This is a genomic window from Mycobacterium sp. IS-3022 (assembly GCF_001500065.1).
In the GTDB taxonomy this organism is placed as follows: Bacteria; Actinomycetota; Actinomycetes; order Mycobacteriales; family Mycobacteriaceae; genus Mycobacterium.
The window spans coordinates 40725-62308 of the sequence record NZ_LQIN01000006.1 but is presented as its reverse complement, the minus strand read 5'-3'; the positions used below and the strand labels follow the sequence as shown (position 1 = coordinate 62308).

At 68.7% G+C, this 21584-nt stretch carries 19 protein-coding genes, 1 other RNA gene and 2 pseudogenes; 9 read left to right on the top strand and 13 right to left on the bottom strand.

The window, feature by feature from the left end; translation table 11 throughout:
* Nucleotides 1–15: 15 nt before the first annotated feature.
* The 5 genes from AU188_RS06820 to AU188_RS06800 are packed head-to-tail and all read right to left on the bottom strand — an operon-like array spanning nucleotide 16 to nucleotide 8934.
* Nucleotides 16–2976, bottom strand: a complete 2961-nt coding sequence (locus tag AU188_RS06820) for a bifunctional [glutamine synthetase] adenylyltransferase/[glutamine synthetase]-adenylyl-L-tyrosine phosphorylase (RefSeq protein WP_059162980.1) — start codon at nucleotides 2974–2976, stop codon at nucleotides 16–18.
* A 25-nt stretch (nucleotides 2977–3001) separates the two neighbouring features.
* Nucleotides 3002–4342 (bottom strand): type I glutamate--ammonia ligase, encoded by a 1341-nt coding sequence (gene glnA, locus AU188_RS06815; RefSeq protein WP_059098876.1) that lies wholly within the window; start codon nucleotides 4340–4342, stop codon nucleotides 3002–3004.
* A gap of 51 nt (nucleotides 4343–4393) precedes the next feature.
* Complete coding sequence (locus tag AU188_RS06810; RefSeq protein WP_059162979.1) at nucleotides 4394–5920, bottom strand: alpha/beta hydrolase; 1527 nt, start codon at nucleotides 5918–5920, stop codon at nucleotides 4394–4396.
* A 59-nt stretch (nucleotides 5921–5979) separates the two neighbouring features.
* On the bottom strand, nucleotides 5980–7497 hold the full coding sequence (locus AU188_RS06805) for an alpha/beta hydrolase (protein ID WP_216636172.1): 1518 nt from the start codon (nucleotides 7495–7497) through the stop codon (nucleotides 5980–5982).
* Between the two features lie 45 nt (nucleotides 7498–7542).
* Nucleotides 7543–8934, bottom strand: a complete 1392-nt coding sequence (locus AU188_RS06800; protein ID WP_059162977.1) for a WS/DGAT/MGAT family O-acyltransferase — start codon at nucleotides 8932–8934, stop codon at nucleotides 7543–7545.
* A 160-nt stretch (nucleotides 8935–9094) separates the two neighbouring features.
* On the opposite strand from AU188_RS06800, the gene panB reads away from it, so the two are divergent.
* Complete coding sequence (gene panB / locus AU188_RS06795) at nucleotides 9095–9958, top strand: 3-methyl-2-oxobutanoate hydroxymethyltransferase (RefSeq protein WP_059162976.1); 864 nt, start codon at nucleotides 9095–9097, stop codon at nucleotides 9956–9958.
* Nucleotides 9959–10028: 70 nt separating this feature from the next.
* On the opposite strand, the gene AU188_RS06790 is transcribed toward panB, so the two are convergent.
* A complete protein-coding gene (locus AU188_RS06790; RefSeq protein WP_059162975.1) occupies nucleotides 10029–10808 on the bottom strand; it encodes an enoyl-CoA hydratase/isomerase family protein in 780 nt (259 codons plus the stop codon).
* Between the two features lie 74 nt (nucleotides 10809–10882).
* Between AU188_RS06790 and AU188_RS06785 the strand changes: the two genes are divergently transcribed.
* The gene (locus AU188_RS06785) at nucleotides 10883–12355 is read left to right on the top strand and encodes a CYTH and CHAD domain-containing protein (RefSeq protein ID WP_059162974.1); all 1473 of its coding nucleotides are present in this window, start codon (nucleotides 10883–10885) and stop codon (nucleotides 12353–12355) included.
* Nucleotides 12356–12368: 13 nt separating this feature from the next.
* Here the strand turns inward: AU188_RS06785 and rnpB are convergent.
* An RNA gene (rnpB, locus tag AU188_RS07200) (RNase P RNA component class A) lies at nucleotides 12369–12774 on the bottom strand.
* A 60-nt stretch (nucleotides 12775–12834) separates the two neighbouring features.
* Here rnpB and AU188_RS06780 point away from each other — a divergent pair.
* The 6 genes and pseudogenes from AU188_RS06780 (at nucleotide 12835) to AU188_RS06760 (ending at nucleotide 15379) form a co-directional block, all read left to right on the top strand.
* On the top strand, nucleotides 12835–13290 hold the full coding sequence (locus AU188_RS06780) for a helix-turn-helix transcriptional regulator (protein ID WP_059162973.1): 456 nt from the start codon (nucleotides 12835–12837) through the stop codon (nucleotides 13288–13290).
* A 10-nt stretch (nucleotides 13291–13300) separates the two neighbouring features.
* Nucleotides 13301–13738, top strand: a complete 438-nt coding sequence (locus AU188_RS06775; RefSeq protein WP_059163047.1) for a VOC family protein — start codon at nucleotides 13301–13303, stop codon at nucleotides 13736–13738.
* A 106-nt stretch (nucleotides 13739–13844) separates the two neighbouring features.
* Complete coding sequence (locus AU188_RS06770) at nucleotides 13845–14216, top strand: methyltransferase family protein (RefSeq protein ID WP_286137336.1); 372 nt, start codon at nucleotides 13845–13847, stop codon at nucleotides 14214–14216.
* A gap of 96 nt (nucleotides 14217–14312) precedes the next feature.
* Nucleotides 14313–14441: pseudogene (locus tag AU188_RS25945) on the top strand (DivIVA domain-containing protein); the annotation flags it as partial.
* A gap of 15 nt (nucleotides 14442–14456) precedes the next feature.
* Nucleotides 14457–14582: pseudogene (locus tag AU188_RS25700) on the top strand (DivIVA domain-containing protein); the annotation flags it as partial.
* An 80-nt stretch (nucleotides 14583–14662) separates the two neighbouring features.
* Entirely contained in the window at nucleotides 14663–15379 is a 717-nt protein-coding gene (locus tag AU188_RS06760) for a 2OG-Fe(II) oxygenase (protein WP_059162972.1), read from the top strand.
* 3 nt (nucleotides 15380–15382) lie between these two features.
* On the opposite strand, the gene AU188_RS06755 is transcribed toward AU188_RS06760, so the two are convergent.
* A complete protein-coding gene (locus tag AU188_RS06755; RefSeq protein ID WP_059162971.1) occupies nucleotides 15383–16009 on the bottom strand; it encodes a class I SAM-dependent methyltransferase in 627 nt (208 codons plus the stop codon).
* On the bottom strand, nucleotides 15996–16952 hold the full coding sequence (locus AU188_RS06750; protein WP_059162970.1) for an NAD(P)/FAD-dependent oxidoreductase: 957 nt from the start codon (nucleotides 16950–16952) through the stop codon (nucleotides 15996–15998). Before AU188_RS06750 ends, AU188_RS06755 begins: the two co-directional genes overlap by 14 nt.
* Before the next feature lie 46 nt (nucleotides 16953–16998).
* Between AU188_RS06750 and AU188_RS06745 the strand changes: the two genes are divergently transcribed.
* The gene (locus AU188_RS06745; RefSeq protein WP_059162969.1) at nucleotides 16999–17580 is read left to right on the top strand and encodes a helix-turn-helix domain-containing protein; all 582 of its coding nucleotides are present in this window, start codon (nucleotides 16999–17001) and stop codon (nucleotides 17578–17580) included.
* On the opposite strand, the gene AU188_RS06740 is transcribed toward AU188_RS06745, so the two are convergent.
* Genes AU188_RS06740 through cobC form a run of 4 tightly spaced genes read right to left on the bottom strand, consistent with a single transcriptional unit; the run spans nucleotide 17562 to nucleotide 21531 of the window.
* Entirely contained in the window at nucleotides 17562–18656 is a 1095-nt protein-coding gene (locus AU188_RS06740; protein ID WP_059162968.1) for a bifunctional RNase H/acid phosphatase, read from the bottom strand. The genes AU188_RS06745 and AU188_RS06740 overlap by 19 nt on opposite strands.
* Nucleotides 18653–19390 carry a zinc ribbon domain-containing protein gene (locus AU188_RS06735; RefSeq protein ID WP_059162967.1) on the bottom strand — a complete coding sequence of 246 codons (738 nt, stop codon included), beginning with the start codon at nucleotides 19388–19390 and terminating at the stop codon, nucleotides 18653–18655. Before AU188_RS06735 ends, AU188_RS06740 begins: the two co-directional genes overlap by 4 nt.
* A gap of 3 nt (nucleotides 19391–19393) precedes the next feature.
* Nucleotides 19394–20512 (bottom strand): Nif3-like dinuclear metal center hexameric protein, encoded by a 1119-nt coding sequence (locus AU188_RS06730; protein ID WP_059162966.1) that lies wholly within the window; start codon nucleotides 20510–20512, stop codon nucleotides 19394–19396.
* Nucleotides 20509–21531, bottom strand: coding sequence for an Rv2231c family histidinol phosphate aminotransferase CobC (gene cobC / locus AU188_RS06725; protein ID WP_059162965.1), 1023 nt, complete (start codon nucleotides 21529–21531; stop codon nucleotides 20509–20511). The genes AU188_RS06730 and cobC overlap by 4 nt, the downstream gene beginning before the upstream one ends.
* Nucleotides 21532–21584 lie beyond the last annotated feature (53 nt).

The following is a 21584-nucleotide window of genomic DNA, read 5'->3' as shown; positions in this document are numbered from 1 at the left end:
GTTCATCACTCCGTCTCATCCACCGAAGATCTTCTTGACGACAGCTTTCGCCCGGCGCGTCACCCGCAGATAGTTGTCGAGGAACTCACCGCCGTCGTCGGTGTCCCAACCCGCCGCCACCGCAACGGCATTCAACTGGCGGCCCGGTCCGGGCAGCTGGTCGGTCGGCTTGCCGCGCACCAGCACCAGCGCATTGCGCGCACGGGTCGCGGTCAGCCAAGCCTGGCGCAGCAACTCGACGTCGCCCTCGGCGATCAGCTCGGCGGCGCCGATCACGTTGAGCGACTCCAACGTCGACGTGTTGTGCAGCGCGGGCACTTCGTGCGCATACCTCAGCTGCAGCAACTGCACCGTCCACTCGATGTCGGCCAGGCCGCCGCGGCCCAGCTTGGTGTGGGTGTTCGGGTCGGCGCCACGCGGCAGCCGTTCGGCGTCCACCCGCGCCTTGATCCGCCTGATCTCCTGCACCGCTTCGGCCGACACCCCGCCGGGTGGGTACCGGACCTTGTCGATCATGAGCAGGAACCGCTCCCCCAGGTCCAGATCGCCGGCCACACGATGGGCCCGCAGCAGCGCCTGCACTTCCCACGTCTGCACGTACCGCGCGTAGTAGGCCTCGTACGAGGCGAGCGTCCGCACCAGCGGGCCGTTGCGGCCCTCGGGCCGAAGGTTCGCGTCGACCTCCAGCGGCGGGTCGGCGCTGGGCGTCCCGAGCAGCGAACGCACCTGCTCGGCGATCGTCACCGACCATTTGACCGCGGCCGACTCCTCAACTCCCGCTTCGGGTTCGCACACGAACATCACATCGGCGTCCGAGCCGTAGCCCAGCTCACCCCCGCCCAGCCGGCCCATTCCGATCACCGCGATACGGGCCAGCGGCCCCCGGTCACCGGTGTTGGCCCGGATCACCGCCTCGAGTGCGGCCTGCAACACCGCGACCCAGACCGATGTCAGCGCGCGACACACCTCGGTGACTTCCAGCATGCCGAGCAGGTCGGCCGAGGCGATCCGCGCCAACTCCTGCCTGCGTAGTGTGCGCGCGGCCGCGATCGCGCGCTGCGGGTCGGAATACCTTGCCGCCGAGGCGACCAGGGCCCGCGCCACGGCTTCGGGTTCGACGTCGAGCAGTTTGGGGCCGTCGGGGCCGTCGGCGTAGGACTGGATGACCTCCGGCGCGCGCATCAGCAACTCCGGAACGTACGCCGAGGTGCCCAGCACCTGCATGAGTCGCTTTGCGACGGCGCCCTCGTCCCGCAGCGTCGCCAGGAACCAGCGTTGTTCGGACAGCGCATCGCTGATGCGGCGGTACGACAGCAGACCCGCATCCGGGTCGGGTGTGTCGGAGAGCCATCTGAGCAGGGTCGGCAACAGGATCTGCTGCACGCGGCCACGACGGGCGCTGGTACCGGTCAGCGCGGCCAGGTGCGTCAACGCGCTCTGCGGCCCCTCGTATCCCAGCGCCGCCAGCTGGCGTTCGGCGGCCTCCTGGGTCATGCCCTCCGAAATACTCAGTGCCGGTTGCCCAACCGACTCCAACAGCGGTTGGTAGAACAGCTTTTCGTGCAGCCGCGACACCCGCAGGCTCTGGCGCTTGAGCTCTTCGCGCAGCACGCCGAGCGCATCGCGGGTGCCGTCGGGGCGCACGTGGGCGGCCCTGGCCAGCCAGCGCAGTGACTCATCGTCGTCCTCGTCGGGAAGCAGGTGGGTGCGCACCAGGCGCTGCAGCTGCAGCCGGTGCTCGAGCAGCCGCAGGAACTCGTAAGAGGCGGTGAGGTTCGCGGCGTCGTCGCGACCGATGTATCCCCGTTGACCGAGCGCGGCCAGCGCGCCGACCGTCGATGCGACGTGCAGCGCCTCGTCGTTGCGGCCGTGCACCAATTGCAGCAGTTGCACGGCGAATTCGACGTCGCGCAGCCCGCCGGTGCCGAGCTTGATCTCCCGCGACCGCTGCCCGGCGGGCACCAGTTCCTCGACGCGCCTGCGCATCGCCTGCACCTCGGGGACGAAGTCCTCGCGTTCGCTCGCGGTCCACACCATCGGCATGAGCGCCTCGATGTAGGCCCGGCCCAATTCGTCGTCGCCGGCGGCGGGTCGCGCCTTCATCAACGCCTGGAACTCCCAGGTCTTGGCCCACCGCTGGTAGTACGCGACGTGGGATTCCAGGGTGCGTACCAGCTGGCCGTGCTTGCCCTCGGGCCGCAGCGCCGCATCCACTTCGAAGAACGCGTCGGCGGCGAACCGCATCATCTCGCCGGCCACCCGGGTGGCGAGCGCGTCTGCGGTCTCCGCGACGAAGATGACATCGACGTCGCTGACGTAATTGAGTTCGCGCGCACCGCATTTGCCCATCGCGATGACCGCCAGGCGGGGCGGCGAGTCACCGCCCGCCGTCTTGAGAGCCAGGTGCAGCGCGGCGGCCAGCGCCGCATCGGCGAGATCGGACAGGTGCTCACCGACGGTCGGGAAGGGCAGCACCGGTTCGTTCTCCACCGTCGGCGCGAGATCGAGAGCCGCCAGCACCAGCAGCCGGTCGCGGTAGAGCTTGCGCAGCGGCTGAAGCGCGGCCGAGGTGTCCGAAGCCTCGTCGGCGTGCGCGACGAACATCTCGCGCAGCTCCGCGGCGGGCGGCAACCCCACGTCACCGGCGAGCAGGCGCCAGTTCTCCGGATGGGCGACGAGGTGGTCGCCGAGGGCGAGCGAGGAACCCAGCACACCGAACAGCCGGCCGCGAAGACCGCGGTCGGTGAGCAGCGCCCGGTTGAGTTCGTCCCAGCCGGTGTCCAACGCCTCGGCCAGCCGGACCATCGTGTGCAGCGCGGTGTCGGCGTCGGGCGCCCGCGACAGCGACCACAGCAGCTCCACATGGGCCTCGGAATTCCAGCCCAGCCGATCCAGGTCCGCGGGCGCGGAGGGTTCGACCAGCCCGAGCCGCCCTACGCTCGGCAGCTTCGAACGCTGCGTCGCAGGTTTGGCCACCAGAGAAAGGTAGCGCGAGCTCCGGTCAGAGAGACAAGTAGGCCTTCAGCTCGAACGGCGTGACGTGGCTGCGATAGTTCTCCCACTCCGCGCGCTTGTTGCGCAGGAAGTAGTCGAAGACGTGCTCGCCCAACGCCTCGGCGACCAGCTCGGAGTTCTCCATCTCGGTGAGCGCCACGCCGAGGCTGCCCGGCAGCTCCTTGTAGCCCATCGCGCTGCGCTCCTCCGGTGTGAGGGTCCAGACGTTGTCCTCGGCTTCGGGCGCCAACACGTAGTTCTTCTCGATGCCGCGCAGCCCGGCGGCCAACAGCACCGCGAACGTCAGATAGGGATTGCACGCCGAGTCGGGGCTGCGCACCTCCACGCGCCGCGACGACGCCTTGCGCGGTGTGTACATCGGAACCCGCACCAGCGCCGAGCGATTCGCGGCGCCCCAGGAGGCCGCGGTCGGCGCCTCACCACCGTGCACCAGGCGCTTGTAGGAGTTCACCCACTGGTTGGTGACGGCGCTGATCTCCTTGGCGTGCTCGAGGATTCCCGCGATGAACGACTTGGCGACGTCGGAGAGTTGCAGCGGGTCGTCGGGGCTGTGGAAGGCGTTGGTGTCGCCCTCGAACAGGCTCATGTGCGTGTGCATCGCCGAACCGGGGTGTTCCGCGAACGGTTTCGGCATGAACGATGCCCGCACCCCGTCACCGAGGGCGACCTCCTTGACGACGTAGCGGAACGTCATGACGTTGTCGGCCATCGACAGCGCGTCGGCGTAGCGGAGGTCGATCTCCTGCTGGCCCGGCGCGCCCTCGTGGTGGCTGAATTCCACCGAGATGCCCATCTGCTCGAGCGCATCGATGGCGTGGCGGCGGAAGTTCGGCGCCGAATCGTGCACGGCCTGGTCGAAGTACCCGCCGTTGTCCGCGGGCACGGGCGCCGAGCCGTCGTCCTCACCGGGCTTGAGCAGGAAGAACTCAATCTCCGGGTGTACGTAGCAGGAGAAGCCGAGATCGCTGGCCTTGGCCAGCTGCCTGCGCAGCACATGACGCGAGTCGGCCCACGACGGCGAACCGTCGGGCATGGTGATGTCGCAGAACATCCGCGCCGAGTGGTGCCGGCCAGAGCCGTCGGCCCAGGGCAACACCTGGAACGTCGACGGGTCCGGGCGCGCGACCATGTCGGCTTCCGAGACACGCGCGAAGCCCTCGATCGCCGAGCCGTCGAAGCCGATGCCCTCCTCGAACGCCCCCTCGAGTTCGGCGGGGGCGATCGCGACCGACTTCAGGTATCCGAGCACATCGGTGAACCACAGCCGGACGAAGCGGATGTCGCGTTCCTCCAGCGTGCGCAGCACGAATTCCTTCTGCCGATCCATGACCGCAGCGTAGGCACCGGCTGTTAATTCTGTGTTACACGGCGGCTGCGATTAACAGCGCAGTCCGGCCGGCGGGACCACCGAGCGGACCAGGAACTCGACCACCGCGGTATCGACGCACGCGTCGCCGTTGAACACCACCGTGTGCTGCGTGCCGTCGAACGTGATCAGCCGGGCGTCCATCTGACGAGCGAGGTCGACGCCCGCCTGGTACGGCGTGGCCGGGTCGCGGGTCGTCGAGACGACGACGACCTTGCCCGGTCCGGGCGATGTGGCCGGGTGCGGCGTCGAGGTGGGCGGCACCGGCCACATCGCACACACGTCGCGCGGGGCGAAGCCGGTGAAGGTGCCGTAGGACAGGAACGGCGCGACCTCGCGGATTCGGCGGTCCGCCTGCGCCCACGCGGCCGGGTCGCCCGGATAGGGCGAATCGACGCAGCCGATCGCCGTGAACGCGTCCTGCTGGTTGGTGTAGTGCCCGGATTCGTCGCGGCCCTGGTATTCGTCGGCGAGCAGCAGCAGGTCGCCGGCGTCCGTGCCGCGCTGCAGGCCGAGCAGCCCGCTGGTGAGGTACTTCCAATACCGCTGGGAGTAAAGCGCGTTCACCGTTCCGGTGATCGCGTCCTGGTAGCTCAGCCCGCGCGGGTCCGAGGTCTGGCCCGGGCGCTGAACCAGCGGATTGACCAGCTGGTGGTAGCGCTCGACGAACCGGCCGGGATCGGTGCCCAGCGGACAGCCCGCCGACTTGGCGCAGTCGGCCGCATAGTCGTCGAACGCGGTCTGGAAACCGGCCATCTGGCGGACCCGGCCGTCGATGGGGTCGAGCTGCGGGTCGATCGCGCCGTCGAGCACCATGGCCCGAACCCGGTCGGGATACCGCTCGGCGTAGGCGGCGCCGAGTTGGGTGCCGTAGGAGAACCCGAGATAGTTGATCTGGCTGTCGCCGAGTGCAGCCCGCACGACGTCCATGTCCCGGGCCGAGGTCGCGGTGCCGACGTTGGCCAGTAACTCGGTGCCCATCCTGTCCACGCATGACTGCACGAACTGCTGGTACAGCCGCTCGATGTGCGCGACACCGGCGGGGCTGTAGTCGGCGAGCGGTTCCCGTCGGAACGCGTCGAACTCCGCGTCGGTGCGACAACGCAACTCGGGTGTCGAGTGCCCGACGCCGCGCGGATCGATGCCGACGAGATCGAAGCGGCGGCCGATCTCCGAGTCGGCCAGCGCGGCACCCATACCCGCGACGGTCTCGACCGCCGATGCGCCCGGCCCACCGGGATTGACCACCAGCACGCCGATCCGGTCGCCGGTGGCCGGCACCCGGATGACCGCCAATTGCGCTTGTGCGCCAGCCGGTTTCGCGTAGTCGACCGGCACCGAGACCGTGCCGCACCGAGCGGCCGGAACAGCCGCGGTCTTCTCGGCGCCGATGAAGCGTTCGCATCCGCTCCATTCCGGCGGCTGCCCGTACGTCTGCGCGGATTGACCTTCGGGACTCGCCGAACCGACTGGACAGGCGATGACGGACACCACAGCGAACGCGGACACCATCCGCCCCACCCGCCACATGGCTGACATCGTTGCACGCCGACCGCGCGCCGGTCTCTACTGTCGATGCAACGGTGACCGGGCCGTGATCAGGCAGATGAACACGTGGTGCCCGGCGCCGGCAACGTCAGGTCGACGAGATAGCGCGCGGCGATGTCGTCGACGCACTGGTTGCCCTGGAATACCACCGTGTGCTGCGTTCCCTCGAACGTCACCAGCGTGCCGCCGAGTTGGTCGGCCAGTTCCACACCGGCCTGATACGGCGTTGCAGGGTCGTTGGTCGTCGACACCACGAGTGTCGGCGCCAGCCCGCTCACCTCGATCTCGTGCGGTTTGCTGGTGGGCGGCACCGGCCAGAAGGCGCACGTGCTCAGCGGGGCGTGTCCGGTGAACTCGCCGTAGCTCATGAACGGCGCGGCCTCCCGGACCCGCCGGTCCTCCTCGACGGCCTTGGCGCGGTCGGTGACCGCGGGCTTGTCGACGCAGTTCACCGCGACTCGCGCGTCGGTGGAGTTGTTGTAGTGGCCCTGCTCGTCGCGGCCCATGTACAGGTCGGCCAGCGCGAGCATGGTGTCGCCGGTGCCCCTCTTCATTTCGCTCAGCGCCTGGGTGAGATGGCGCCATAGGTTCGGCGAGTACAGCGGCAGGATGGTGCCCACGATCGCGTCGGAATAGCTGAGGCCGCGCGGGTCCCGCGTCTCGAGCGGTTGCTCCACCAGCGGGTCGACCAGGCTGTGGTAGACGTCGGTGGCCTTGGCCGGGTCGGTGCCCAGCGGACACGTCGGGCTCTTCGCGCAGTCGGCGGCGTAGTCGTTGAACGCGGTCTGGAACGCGGCGGCCTGCCGGACGTTGGCCTCGATCGGATCGGCGTTGGGGTCCACCGCGCCGTCGAGCACCATCGCCCGCACCTTGTCGGGGTAGTTCTCCGCGTAGGTGGCACCGATCCGGGTGCCGTACGAATAGCCCAGGTAGGTCAGCTTCTCGTCGCCGAGCGCCTCTCGCATCGCCTCGAGATCCTTGGCCACGTCGACGGTTCCGACGTTGGCGAGGAACTCCTCGCCCATCTTGTCCACACAGCGTTGGACGAACGCCTTGGTCTCCTTCTCGATCTCGGCGACGCCCTCCGGTGAGTAGTCGACCTGAGGTTCGGCCCGCAACCGGTCGTTGTCGGCGTCCGAGTTGCACCACAGTGCCGGGGTGGAGTTGGCGACGCCGCGGGGATCGAAGCCGACCAGATCGAAACGCTGGCGCACCGACTCGGGCAGCGAGCCGACCAGGCTCGCAGCGGCTTCCACGCCGGACTCCCCCGGCCCGCCGGGATTGATGATCAGGGAGCCGATCTTGTCGCCGGTCGCCTTGAACCGGATCATCGCGATGCGGGCGACGTCACCGTCGGGCTTGTCGTAATCCACCGGCACCGACAGCATCCCGCACTCGGCGCCCGCCGGAACCCGCGACTCGTCGGTCTTCTCGGTCTGGCACGCCCGCCATTCGATCGGGGTACCGGGCGCAGGCACCGCGACGACGGCGCGGCCGTCGACCAGCTGGCTGCAACCGGTGGCCGCGAACAACACAGTGGCCGCGAGGACCCCGATCTTGGCGTTCATGGCTCCACATGCTGCCATGACCACCCATCGGCGCTGGCTAGGCCACTATCGCGTGGCGGCCAGCAACTCGTCGAGCGCCGCGGAGAAGTCGTCGGCCATGTCCCACAGATCGGGCAGCAACTCCGGGCACGCCACGATGCCGACGTTCAGCGACCCGGTCAACGACATGACGGTGATGTTCAGCCCCGAGCCGTGGAAGATCGGCCCCAGCGGGTACATCGCCTTGGCCTCGCAGCCCAAGTAGTACAGCGGTACCTGAGGGCCCGGGACGTTGGAGACGACGAGGTTGTGCACCGGCCTGGCGCCGCTCAACCGGCTCGCGGCGTAGACCCGCATCGCGACACCGAACACCGCGGGGGCGGCGAACTGTGTCCAGTCCTGCAGCAGGGTGGCCCCGATGGCCGAACTGTGTTGTTTGGCAACAGAATTCGCTTCGGCGATGGATTTGAGTCGGGCCGCCGGGTCGTCGATGTGCGTCTCCAGGCGTGAAAACATGCCCGACACCTGGTTGCGGCCCGGCCGATCGGACTTGTCGTGCACCGAGACCGGCACCATCGCGACGAGCGAGTTCTCCGGCAATTCCCCACGGTCGGCCAGGAACTTGCGCAGCACACCGGACACCAGCGCCATCACCACGTCGTTGAGCTTGACCCCGAAATGGTTCTTCACGGTCTTGACGTCCTCGAGATCGAGCTTCGTGAACGCGATGTTGCGGTGCCCGGTCACGTTGGTGTTGAACGCCGTCCTCGGCGCGACGAACGGGGGTGCCATCGAAAGCCCGGAGCGGGCGCGGCGGACGGTGTCGACCACCGACGACAGCGTCATCGGCAGCGCGTTGACCAGCTTCAGCGGCCGGGTCGCGAACTTGACCGCACCGGTGACCGCGATCTCCAGGGAGTTCGCGTCGCCGGGACCGTCGACCGGATCGGGCGGCGGTGCGTCCGGCTCGGTGCTGCACAACTGGGACATCAGGCTGGCGCCGGTGACCCCGTCGACCCCGGCGTGGTGCACCTTGGTCATCACGACGAGCCGCCCGCAGGCCTGCGGATCGGTGCCCTCGACGTTCTCGATCACCCACTTCTCCCACAGCGGACGGGTGCGGTCGAGCGGCAGCGATGCGAGGTGGCCGCAGATCTCGGCGAGCTCGCGGCGGCCACCCGGCGCCGGCAGGCCGATGCGGTGTAGATGGCGGTCGACGTCGAAGTCCTTGTCTTCCACCCACACCGGATGGTCGAGGTTGAAGCGGCTGTCGGCCAGCTTCTCGCGGAACTCCGGCATCGCCTTGATCCGCTGGTTGAGCGCATCCTTGAAACGATCGAAGGTGTAACCGCCGGGCATCGTCGAGGTGTCGAGTTCGAGTATCGAACACACATGCAGCGGCTGCTGCGCGGTTTCGAGGTACAGGAAACTGGCGTCGAGCCCGCTGAGCCGTTGCATGCGCCGATGTTATGCCCGCCGACGGCCGGTGTGAGGAAATCCACTCAACAGGGCTTTCACTGTCTAGCGCGCGAAGTGGCAGACTGGGGGCGTCAGACGAACCCGGGGACCGATTTCGGCCTCGAGGATTCGACCCGACTCACCCGCTTGGGGGACATCGATGTCTGAGCAGACCGTCTACGGCGCTGCCACCGATAAGCCGCGCACTACTCCTGAATCGTCCGCACCGCGGACCAAAGTACGAACGCTGCATCTGCACAAATGGAAGGCCGAAGGCCACAAGTGGGCGATGCTCACCGCCTACGACTACTCGACCGCGCGCATCTTCGACGACGCCGGCATCCCGGTGCTGTTGGTCGGCGATTCGGCCGCCAACGTCGTCTACGGCTATGACACGACCGTGCCCGTGAGCATCGACGAGCTCATCCCGCTGGTGCGCGGTGTGGTGCGCGGCGCCCCGCACGCGCTGGTCGTGGCCGACCTGCCGTTCGGCAGCTACGAAGCCGGCGCTGCACAGGCGCTTTCCACGGCCACCCGGTTCTTGAAGGAGACCGGTGCGCACGCGGTCAAGCTCGAGGGCGGCGAGCGCGTGGCAGATCAGATCGCGACGCTGACTGCGGCCGGCATCCCGGTCATGGCGCACATCGGGTTCACACCGCAGAGCGTCAACGGGCTGGGCGGGTTCCGCGTCCAGGGCCGCGGCGACGCCGCCGAGCAAACCATTCACGACGCCATCGCCGTGCAGGAAGCGGGCGCCTTCTCCGTCGTGATGGAGATGGTGCCGGCCGAACTGGCCACCCAGATCACCGGCAAGCTGACGATCCCCACCATCGGAATCGGCGCGGGCCCGAACTGCGACGCGCAGGTGCTGGTCTGGCAGGACATGGCTGGCATGACCAACGGCAAGACCGCCAAGTTCGTCAAGCGCTTCGGCGATGTCGGCGGTGAACTCCGCCGTGCCGCAGAGCAATATGCCGACGAGGTGGCGGGCGGGGTGTTTCCCGCCGACGAGCACTCGTTCTAGCTCCTTTGCGCGAACAGACGCGAACTGCCCACTTTCGGCGCGAAAACAGGGCACTTCGCGCCAGCTCGCGCTACTGAAACTCCGGCTTGCGCTTGGCCAGAAAGGCGTCGACGCCCTCGACGCCGTCGCTGGAAACCGCGCGTTCGGCGATGAGCCGGCTCTCGAATTCCATCTGCTCCTCGAGCCCGTTCTTGAACGTCCCGAGCAGCAGCTGCTTGATGCCGCCGTTGGAACCGGCTGCGGTGGCGGCCATTTGATCGGCGAGCTTCGCGGCCCGGTCGGCCAACTCCGCGTCGGGAACCACCTCCGTGACCAAACCCCACGCCGATGCCTCCTGCGCGGAGAGAGTGCGGTTGGTCAGCATGAGCTCCTTGGTCTTGGTGATCCCGATGAGCCGTGGCAGGTAATACGACGCGCTGCCGTCGGGGCTCAAGCCCACCCGGGTGTAGGCCATCGTGAACGACGCGGACTCTGCGGCCAGCACCAGATCGCCCGTCACGGCGATCGAGAACCCCGCGCCCGCGGCGGTACCGTTGACCGCGGTGATCAGGATCGCGTTCATCCGTGCGAACGTCGAGATCGCGCGGTGCAGATCGTCGGCGACGCCCTTGATGTGAGCGCCCCGGTCCGGCGCTGACGCGAACGACTTCAAATCTCCACCGGCGCAGAAGAACCGGCCCGACCCGGTGAGCACGACGACCTTGGTCGTGTCGGTATCGCATTTCTTGGCGGCGCCGGCCAGCTCACGAGTCATGGTGCCGTTCATGCCGTTTGCCGCGTCCGGCCGGTTCAGCGTGATACGGGCGATCGCACCGGTCTGCTCGAAGGTCAGCGTTTCGTAATCGGTCACAGGTGGACCCTATCTTTCTCATCCTCGGGACCCTTCCCCCGTGTTCACCCGCGTGTGGCAATCTGTCTCGCACCATGGGCAAATCCAACGACAAGTCATCGCGGCATCTCGAGGTCGAGCGCAAGTTCGATGTCGTCGATTCGACCGTGTCACCGTCATTCGACGGTTTGTCGTCGGTGGTGCGCGTAGAACGCGCACCGGTGCACCGGCTGGAAGCCGTGTACTTCGACACCCCGGACCACGCGCTGGCGGCACGACGCATCACGCTGCGCCGCCGCACCGGTGGCGCGGACGCCGGCTGGCATCTCAAACTTCCGGCCGGTCCCGATGCCCGCACCGAGGTCAGAGAGCCCCTCGGCGAAGAGGATGAGGTGCCCGCGACGCTGCGTGACGTCGTGCTGTCCATCGTGCGCGACCGCCCGCTGGGGCCGGTCGCGCGCATCTCGACGCGGCGCACCGTCGACCTGCTCTACGGTCCCGACGGGACGCCGACCGCGGAATTCTGCGACGACGAGGTGACCGCTGCGGCCGAGCCGGGCGGCCCCGAGCAGAGGTGGCGCGAATGGGAACTCGAGCTGACCGACGGCGCCGACCGTGAACTGCTCGACCGGTTGTCCAACCGACTGATCGACGCGCGGGCCGCACCCGCGGCCAGCGGTTCCAAACTGGCCCGTGTCCTGGCCGAGTCGTCTCAACCCGAGGCGGTCCCGCGACCGGCCGACCCGGTGCACCGGGCGGTGGCCGAACAGGTGGAGGAGCTGATCGAGTGGGACCGTGCGGTGCGCGCCGACGTCGACGACTCGGTGCACCAGATGCGGGTGACGACGCGCAAGATTCGCAGCCTTCTGCAGTCGTCACGGGAGGCGTTCGGCATCTCCGACGACGCCTGGATCCTCGACGAACTCCGGCAGCTCGCCGCGATCCTCGGCGTGGCGCGCGACGCGGAAGTGCTGGCCGAACGCTACGAGCAGGCGCTCGATGAGCTGTCCGAGGAACTGGTCCGCGGCCCGGTGCGGGAAAGGCTGGTCGACGGCGCCAACCGACGCTATGCGGCCGGGCTGCGCCGGTCGCTGATCGCGATGCGCTCGCAGCGCTACTTCCGGCTTCTCGACGCGCTCGAAGGCCTCGTCGCCGCCGAACCGGCGCCGCGGGACGAAGAGGAGCGCGGCCAGGCGACAATCGACGCGGCCTACAAGCGGGTCCGCAAAGCGGCCAAGGCCGCCGCCGAGGCGGACGCCGAAAAGGATGAAGCACTGCATCGAATCCGCAAGGGCGCCAAGCGTCTTCGCTACACCGCCGCAGCGACCGGCGCGGCCAAGGTGTCGGATCGGGCCAAAGCCGTTCAGTCGCTGCTCGGCGACCATCAGGACAGCGTGGTCAGCCGGACTCATCTGGCCCAGCAGGCCGAAGCCGCGCACGCCGCAGGCGAAGACACGTTCACTTACGGCCTGCTCTACCAGCAGGAGGTCGAGGTCGCCCAACGCGCGCGCGAGCAGTTGGACGGCGCGTTGACGAAGCTGGCCAAGGCGGTGCGCAAGGCGCGGTGAGCGGCCGGCGAGGCGGATGAGTTGGCCTGTAAGCCGGATTCTGTCCCTCACCACCGCAGCTGACCGCGGCGGCGAGGTGGCGACCATCCATCTGGACACACCGTCGCCGGGTGCCTCGAGCGGCCTACCCGCAGGCTCGGGCGAGCAACCCTCGAACGCCTGCGCGGCCGCAACCGGGTTGCGGCCTTCTTGGCCTTGCTTCGGGTGGGGTTTGCCTAGCCACTCCGGTCACCCGGAATGCTGGTGCGCTCTTACCGCACCGTTTCACCCTTACCACCGTCACCGGTGGCGGTCTGTTTTCTGTGGCACTTTCCCGCGAGTCACCTCGGATTGCCGTTAGCAATCACCCTGCTCTGTGAAGTCCGGACTTTCCTCGAAACCGAGGCGAACCTCGACTCCGCGGCCGCCCGGCCAACTCATCCGCGCATACAACGTACTGCCAGTCGCCGCTGTTCCGCGAGTTCGACATACTTGTGCCCATGGCGCAGCTTCCTCCGGCGCGCTATCTCATGCGCGCCAAAGACCTGGTCGACGCGCGCTATGCCGAGCCCATCACCGTCGACGACCTGGCCGCCGCGGCCGGCTTGTCGCGGGCGCATTTCAGCCGGATGTTCACCCGAACCTTCGGCGAATCGCCGCATTCCTATCTGCAGACCCGGCGGCTGGAGCGGGCGGCGGCTCTGTTGCGGTACACGGACCGCTCGGTGGCCGATATCTGTGTGATGGTCGGGCTGGCCAGCGTCGGATCGTTCACCACCTCATTCGCCCGGGTGTACGGCAAGCCGCCGGCGGCCTACCGCGCCAGCCTGCCGCCGGCGGCCGTGCACGCCCGGGTGCCCAGCTGCATTCTCAAACGCGACACCCGCCAGCCCGCCGACAGTCGGGTCCGCAAGACAGCACACGGGGAGAAGACGGGCCCGCGACCGGCGTCGTAGCGTCGTGCTCATGTTGAGAATCGCGAGCGCCCAGATATGGGTTCACGACCAGGATGTGGCATTGAAGTTCTGGACCGAAAAGGTCGGAATGGAAGTGCGCCAGGATGTTTCGCTTCCCGATGGGAACACGCCGTTCCGGTGGCTGACGGTCGGCCCGCCAGGGCAGGACGACTTTTCGCTGGTCTTGATGGCCGTCCCCGGCGCGCCGGTGATGGACGAAGCCACCCGCCAGCAGGTGCTCGATCTCACCGCGAAGGGGTTCGCCGGCACGGTGTTCCTCACCACCGACGACTGCCGTCGCTCCTTCGAGGACCTGAGAACTCGCGGGGTGGAGTTCACCGAGGAGCCGCACCAGATGCCGTACGGCATTGATTCCGGCTTCCGCGACCCGTCCGGCAACAGCGTGCGGCTCACCCAATTGACGGACTTCCCCGCCCATACTGGCTGAGTGCGAAAACCGGCCGCCGCGATCAGCTCTGCGGCGTTCTTCGTGGTCGCACCCGGCAGCTTCGTCGGGCTCGGCCCGTGGCTGATCACCCGTTTCGGGGTGGCGTGTGGCACTGGGCGGCGTGTTGATCGTCGTCGGCCTGATCCCGCCCATCCACGCGTTCATCGAATTCGTAAGAGCCGGTGGCACTCCGATGCCCGTCGCGCCAACCGAACGACTGGTCGTGACGGGCTTCAACCGGTTCGTCCGCAACCCGATGTATGCCGGTCTCATCACGGCCATCCTCGGCCAGGCGGTGCTGTTCGCGAGCATGTGGCTCGTCGTCTACGCCGCGATCGCATGGGCCGTCACGGCGTCGTTCGTGCGCTGGTACGAAGAACCGACCCTGGTTCGCACCTATGGGCAGCAGTACGAGACCTACCGCGACAACGTGCCCGCGTGGCTTCCCCGGCTGACGCCGTGGACGCCACGGGCCTAGCGGTGGGACGATTCTCGAGTGGACCAGGATGACCCGGAGCACAGGATTTCCGAGTTGGAGCGCCAGCTGGCTGAGCCGCGCGTCGCCGCCGAGCCCATTGCCGGCCAGGACCGACTCACCGCCGAGCAGGTACACGATGTCGCGTTCTCCAAGCCGCCTGTCTTCAAGCGGGGCTACGACGAGGACGAGGTCGACGCCTTCTTGGAGCGTGTCGAGGCAACGCTGCGGGAGCCGACCGCCGTGGGTCGCCTCACTGCCGCCGATGTCCACGATGTGGCGTTCTCGAAGCCGCCGATCGGCAAGCGGCGATACAACGAGGACGAGGTCGATGCCTTTCTCGACCTCGTCAAGGTCGAGTTGATCCGTCGCGAGTAGGACCGGCACCACCGACTCCACCAATGGATGGATCCGTCTCACGAATCCACGATCCCGCGCGTCTACTCAATATGGCCGAGACCAAATGGCGAACTCGCGTGGACTCCGGCGACTGGGAGACCATCGCCGCTGACCTCGACGCAACCGGCGGCGCCCTGCTTCCCCGGCTGCTCACAAACGGTGAAGCTGCGGCGATCAGAAGCCTCTATCCCGCCGACGACATGTTCCGCGCGACCATCGACATGGCTCGATATCGCTTCGGGCAGGGCGAATACCGCTACTTCCGCCGGCCCTACCCCGAACCGGTCGAAGCGCTCAGGCAGGCGCTGTACCCGCGGCTGCTCCCGATCGCCCGCGACTGGTGGAGCAAGTTGGGCCGACCGGCCCCGTGGCCGGACAACCTCGACGACTGGATCGACCAGTGCCACGCCGCCGGCCAGACGAAATCAACGGCGCTCCTGCTCAAGTACGGCCCGGGCGACTGGAATGCTCTGCACCGAGACCTCTACGGCGACTTGGTGTTTCCGCTACAGGTCGTGATCAACCTCAGCGAACCGGGCGTCGACCACACCGGCGGGGAGTTCATGCTGGTCGAACAACGCGCCCGCGCCCAGTCCCGCGGCACCGCGACGCTGCTGCCGCACGGACACGGATACGCCTTCACCACGCGCGAGCGGCCCGTGCGGTCGACCCGCGGATGGTCCGCCGCGCCGGTCCGCCACGGTGTGTCGGTGGTGCGCTCGGGTGAGCGGTACACCCTTGGGCTGATCTTCCACGACGCGGCGTGACCGCTAGCGCCGACGCAACATGATCACGTTGTCGACCCACGTCGCTGTCTCGCCGTCCGGCGTCGTCACCTCTCGCGTCGGCGTGTCGATCCGAGCCGGCTCCCATTCGGCCTCGGGCAGATTCAGCTCCGCGACGACTTCGTCGGGCGGTGTGAACAGGTGGTGGTGGTCATCGAGCTGCGACGCCCACGGCGGCGGCCCGCTGTGATCGACGATCAGTAGAAGCCCGCCCGGTCGGACGGCCCGCGCGGCCGCTTGGAAGATCGCCGTCCGGTCGAGCGGAAAAGTGGAGTGCAGGAACTGCGCGTTCACCAGATCGAAGTCACCCTCCGGGAAGCTTTCCGACAGGTCGTGCTGTTGGAAGTCGATCCGGTCACCCACCCCACGCGCGGCCGCGTCTTCGGCGGCGCGTCGCAGCGCGGTGTCGGAGATGTCGACGGCGACCACCTTCCATCGGTGTTCGGCCAGCCACATCGCGTCACCGCCCTCGCCGCTGCCGAGATCCAGTGCGACGCCGGGCTTCAGGCCCGACGCAACGTCGACGAGACGAATGTTCGCCCGCCCGCTCCAGATGCGGTCCTGTTCGCTGTAGCGCTCTTCCCAATGCTGTTTGGCGTCAGGCGTTGACATGTCGGCTCCCTTCCGGAACATCAACTGGGTGATCGTCCTCGATCAGGCTCTGCACCACGGCGGCGGCCGCTGCCGAACCTCCCGCGACCGCGGCGGCCACCTGCGGCATCTGCACGCTGAGGTCACCGGCGGCGAAAACGCCCGACGCACTGGTGCGGTAGAGCGCATCGACGTAAACGGGATTCTGCGCAATCGGCGTCGGGTCGCCCTGCGCAGCGCCGAGTTGCTCGGCGAGCGACGAACGTTGATGCAGCGTCGTCGCGACCAGCAGACCCGTCCGGGCAAGGCGACTCCCGTCGGCGAACACCACGGCCTCCAAATCCCCGTCCCGCGCGGCGAGTTCGGCGACCGCCCCCTCATCGATCGAGATGCCCGCGGCGATCAGCCGACGCCGCTGCCCGTCGTCGAGATCGGCGGGCCCGTCGGTGAGCAGGACCACGTCGTCGCTCCACATGCGCAACAGCAGCGCCGAATGCACCGCACGCTCCCCACGCGCCAGAACGCCAAGCGGCTGGTCGCGAACCTCCCAGCCATGGCAGAACGGGCAGTGGAACACCGACCGGCCCCACAGCTCCGCCAGCCCCGGAAGCTCGGGGATCCGATACTCCATGCCGGTGGCCAACAGCACCCGCCGGGTCCGCTCGATCCGGCCGTCCGCGGTGCGCAGCTCGAAGCCTCCCCCGATGCGTTCACCGCTGACGACGTCACCGGACCGCACCTCGACGCTCGGATACGCCGATAGTTCCCGGCGCCCCAGTGCGTACAGCTGCGCCGGTGGCCGACCGTCGTGCCCCAGCAGTCCACCGATACCGTGCGCGGCCAGGTTGCTCTGCGCGCCGGAATCGATCACCAGCGTGCGCCGCCGAGCCCGGCCCAGCACCAGTCCGGCGCTCAGTCCAGCCGCACCGCCACCGACCACGACGCAATCCCAATCTGTGTCCATGCGTCCACCTTGCATCCACGCTTACGAGATGCCAAGCTTTCTTGCCATGCAGGCAAAAGCAGAAGAGAGCGTCGACGCGAAGGTGCGGCGCAGGCTGCGCGAACTACGCATGCAGCGCGGCCTGACCCTCGAAGAGGTAGCGGGCCGGTCGAACATCGACGTGTCGACGCTGAGCCGACTCGAATCCGGTAAGCGCCGCCTCGCTCTGGACCACCTGCCGAGGTTGGCCGCCGCGCTGTCGGTGAGCACCGACGAACTACTCCGCGCACCGGAAGCCGAGGATCCCCGGGTGCGCAGCGGATCTCACACCGCACACGGAATCACGTACTGGCCACTGACGCGCCAGGCCGCGGGCGGTCTGCACGCGTACAAGATCAGAATCAGCGCCCGGCGCCGCACCCCGCCCGCCGAACTGCCGGTGCATGAGGGCCAGGACTGGATGTACGTGCTGTCCGGTCAGCTCAGGCTGGTCCTCGGTGATCGCGACTTCACGGTCAAACCTGGTGAGGCGGTTGAGTTTTCCACCTGGACCCCGCACTGGTTCGGGGTGGTCGACGGGCCGGTTGAGGCGATCACGATCTTCGGGCCGCACGGCGAGCGGCTCCACCTTCACGACTCGTCAAGGTAGGCGGTCTGGTTGACCAGCCGCACCGAGGCGGCACCGTCGGGATAGAACTCCACGATCGAGAGCGACGCCAGGTCGAGATGAATCCGGTAGAGGATGCTCGCGCCGCCGTCGAGCGCCATGCGCAGAAGCGTCTTGATCGGCGTCACGTGCGAGACCACCAACACGGTGTCCCCGGCATGTTCGGCGATGATCCGGGCCCTCGCCCTGCCGACCCGCTCGGCGGCGGCGTCGAAACTCTCGCCCTGCGGCGGTGCCGTGGACGTGTCCCGCAGCCAGCGCCGGTGCAGCTCGGGATCCCGCTCGGCGGCTTCGGCGAACGTCAGCCCCTCCCACGCTCCGAAGTCGGTCTCGATCAGGTCGTCGTCGACGGACACGTCCAGGCCGAGCGCCTTGGCCGCCGCCGTCGCGGTGTCATACGCGCGCTGCAGCGGCGAGGTGATGACGGCGGCGATACCGCCTTTGCGCCCCAGATATTGCGCGGCCGCTTCGGCCTGGCGTCGCCCGAGGTCGGTCAGCGCCGGGTTGCCGCGGCCCGAATACCGCCGATGCACGGACAATTCGGTCTGACCGTGCCGCAGCAGCAGAAACCGGGTCGGTGCGCCCCGCGCCCCGGTCCACGCCACCGGGTTGGGAGCCTGCTGCGGCGTGGCGTGCGCTGGGCCGGTGAGTGATTCGGCCGAGGCGTCCATCGCCTCGTTCGCCAACCGGTCGGCGTGGCTGTTCTGCGCCCGCGGGACCCACGTGTACGTGACCCGGTCGAAGCGCGCGGCGAGGTCGCGGGCCTGCCGGTGCAGGGGGGCGAGGTCGGGATGCTTGACCTTCCAGCGCCCCGCCATCTGCTCCACCACGAGCTTGGAGTCCATGTACACGTCAACCTCGTTCGCGCCCAGACTGGCCGCCTCGCCGAGTCCGGCGATCAGTCCGCGATATTCGGCGACGTTGTTGGTGGCGCGGCCGATCGCCTCCTTGCTCTCGGCGAGCACCGCGGTACGGTCCGCCGACCAGACCACAGAGCCATAGCCGGCCGGCCCGGGATTGCCCCGCGAACCCCCGTCCGCTTCGACGACGACCCTCATGCGCCGAACCCCTTGACCCGCAACAGGATCGCTCCGCACTCCGGGCACCGCAGCACATCGTCCTCGGCTGCGGCCGAAATCCGCGCCAGCTCGCCCTTGTCGATCTCGATCCGGCACGCTCCGCATCGGCGGCCCTGCAACTGCCCGGCGCCCGCACCGCCGCGGGCACGCTGTCTTTCGTAGAGCGCAACGAGGTCGGAGTCGAGCGCGGCGACCAGTTCGTCGCGGCGCGACATGGCCTGATGCCGCTGCCCGTCGAGTTCGGTGCGCGCCTCGTCGCACGCCGTCTGCGCGGCGCCCAGGTCGTTCTGCAGCTCATCGATGTTGGCCAGCGCGGTCTGCTGCTCGCTCTGCAGTTCCTCGCGACGCTCCATCACCTCCAGCTGCGAGTCCTCCAGCGCCGCCTGCCTGCGCTCGAGGGTGTCGAGTTCGTGCTGCAACTCGGTGAGCTGTTTGGCATCGACCGTGCCGCCTGCGAGAAGCGCGCGATCGCGCTCCTCGCGCTGACGCACGGCGTCGATCTCCGATTCGTACTTGGCGACCTGCGCGTCCAGGTCCTCGATGGCGATCTGCAATGCAGCCAACCGGTCGTTGGCCTCGCGGTGCGCGGCCTGCACCTCCTCCAGCCGCTGCCGTTCGGCCAGATGTTTGGCGCGGTGCTCCAGACGGCTCAACTGGGCGTCGATTTCGGCCAGCTCGAGTAACGACTGTTGTTGAGCTACTTCAGCTTTCATGCCTCATCTCTCGACGTTCCATGGGTCGGTGCGCACGTCGGAGACCCGCACGGTCAGCGCATCGCCGAAGTGTGTGCGCAGCAGGTCGGCGGCCTGGCGGCACCACGGATACTCACTGGCCCAGTGCGCGACGTCGATCAGCGCCACTTCGGAGGCGCGTCGGTGTTCGTCGGCCGGATGGTGCCGCAGGTCCGACGTCACATACGCATCCACGCCGCGGCGGGCGACGGCGCCGAGCAGCGAGTCCCCCGCTCCGCCACACACCGCGACCCGCGACACCGTCGCCGCCGGGTCGCCCGACGCGCGCACCCCCCACGACGTTGCGGGCAGGGCGTCGCGCACGCGGGAAACGAACGCCGACAACGACTCCGGGCGGGCCAGCACGCCGACTCGTCCCAGCCCGACATTCCCGGGGATCGGTGCCAGCGCGAAGATGTCGAAGGCGGGCTCCTCGTAGGGATGTGCTTCGCGCATCGCGGCGAGCACGCGCGCCCGCAATCGAGCGGGGGCGATGACCTCCACGCGGTCCTCGGAGACCTGTTCGACCGCACCGAGGGTGCCGATCGCCGGCGACGCGCCGTCGTGGGGCAGGAACTGTCCGGTGCCGGTCGTGGTCCAGCAGCAGTGCGAATAGTCGCCGATGCGGCCGGCGCCGGCGGCGAACATGGCTTCCCGCAGCGCCTCCGAGTTCTCTCCGGGCACGAAAACGACCCACTTGTCCAAATCGGATCCCGCGCCGGCCGGGTCGAGCACCTCCTCGACGGCCAGGCCCAGCGTCTCGGCGAGCGCATCGGAGACGCCAGGCGATGCCGAGTCGGCGTTGGTGTGCGCCGTGAACAACGCCCGGCCGGTCCGGATCATCTGGTGGATCAGGGCGCCCTTGGCGGTGCTGGCCGCGACCGTGTCGACCCCGCGCAGCAGCAGCGGATGGTGCGCCAGCAACAGCCCGCGATCGGGCACCTCGGCGGCGACCGCGGCGGTCGCGTCGACGGCGACGGTGACCGTCTCGACGGTTTCCAACGGGTCGCCGCAGACCAGGCCCACCGAGTCCCAGTCCTGTGCCAGCTCCGGCGGATACGCCGCATCGAGCACGTCGATGATGTCGGCCAGCCGCGCGCTCACCGCAGCACCTCGGCCATCGCCTCGACGAGCACCGGCCACTCCGGGCGCACGGCGGCCCGAAGGAACCGGCCGTCCAGCCCGACGAAGGTGTCGCAGCGGCGCACGGCAATGCCTCTGCCGTCCAGGTGTTTTCGCATCAACTCGGCATCCGGCACACAGAACAGGACGAAGGGCGCCGAACCGTTGACGACATGCACGCCGATGCTAGTCAACCCCGCCACCATCTCGGCGCGCACCTCGACCAGGCGGCGGGCGCCGCGGTCGGCCTCCGCCACCGCTTCGGGTGCGCAGCAGGCGGCGATGGCCTCCAGTTGCAGTGTGCCGACCGGCCAGTGCGGCCGTCGCGCCGTCAACCGTGCCAGCACATCGGCCGGGCCCAGCGCGTACCCGGCCCGCAGCCCCGGCAACGCCCACGTCTTGGTCAGGCTGCGCAGCACCACCACGTCGGGCAGCGCCTCGGCAGCCAGTGACATCGGCTCGCCGGGAATCGCGTCGGCGAACGCCTCGTCGACCACGACGGTGCGCCCGGGCCGACGCAACGCCAGCACCTCCTCACGCCCGTGCAGAACGCCCGTGGGATTCGTCGGGTTGCCGAGCACGACGAGGTCCGCGTCCTCGGGCACCGCGCCCGCAACGAGGGTGTACGGCGGTTCGAGCACCACATGGTCGAACGGCACCCCGGCCGCCGACAGCGCCGCCTCCGGTTCGGTGAACGACGGCGCGATCAGGGCGGCCCGTCGCGGCCGCAGCTCGGCCAGCAGCGCGAACCCCTCGGCGGCCCCGGCAAGCAGCGCCACCTCGGCCACGTCGCGCATGTGCCGGTCGGCGACCGCCGCAAGCGCCCGTTCCACATCGGCCTGGCTCGGGTACCGGGCGAGGTCGGGCAACCGGGAGGCGAGCCGGTCGACCAGCCACGACGGCGGCGCGTCGGCGCGGACATTGACGGCGAAGTCCAGCATCCCGGGCTCCGCGGCCTGGTCGCCGTGGTAGCGCGCGGCTGCACGCAAAGGTCTCGCCACATCACGACACTAGTGCGCCGCCCGCCGGGGTTCTGCGATCGGGGAGAATGGAC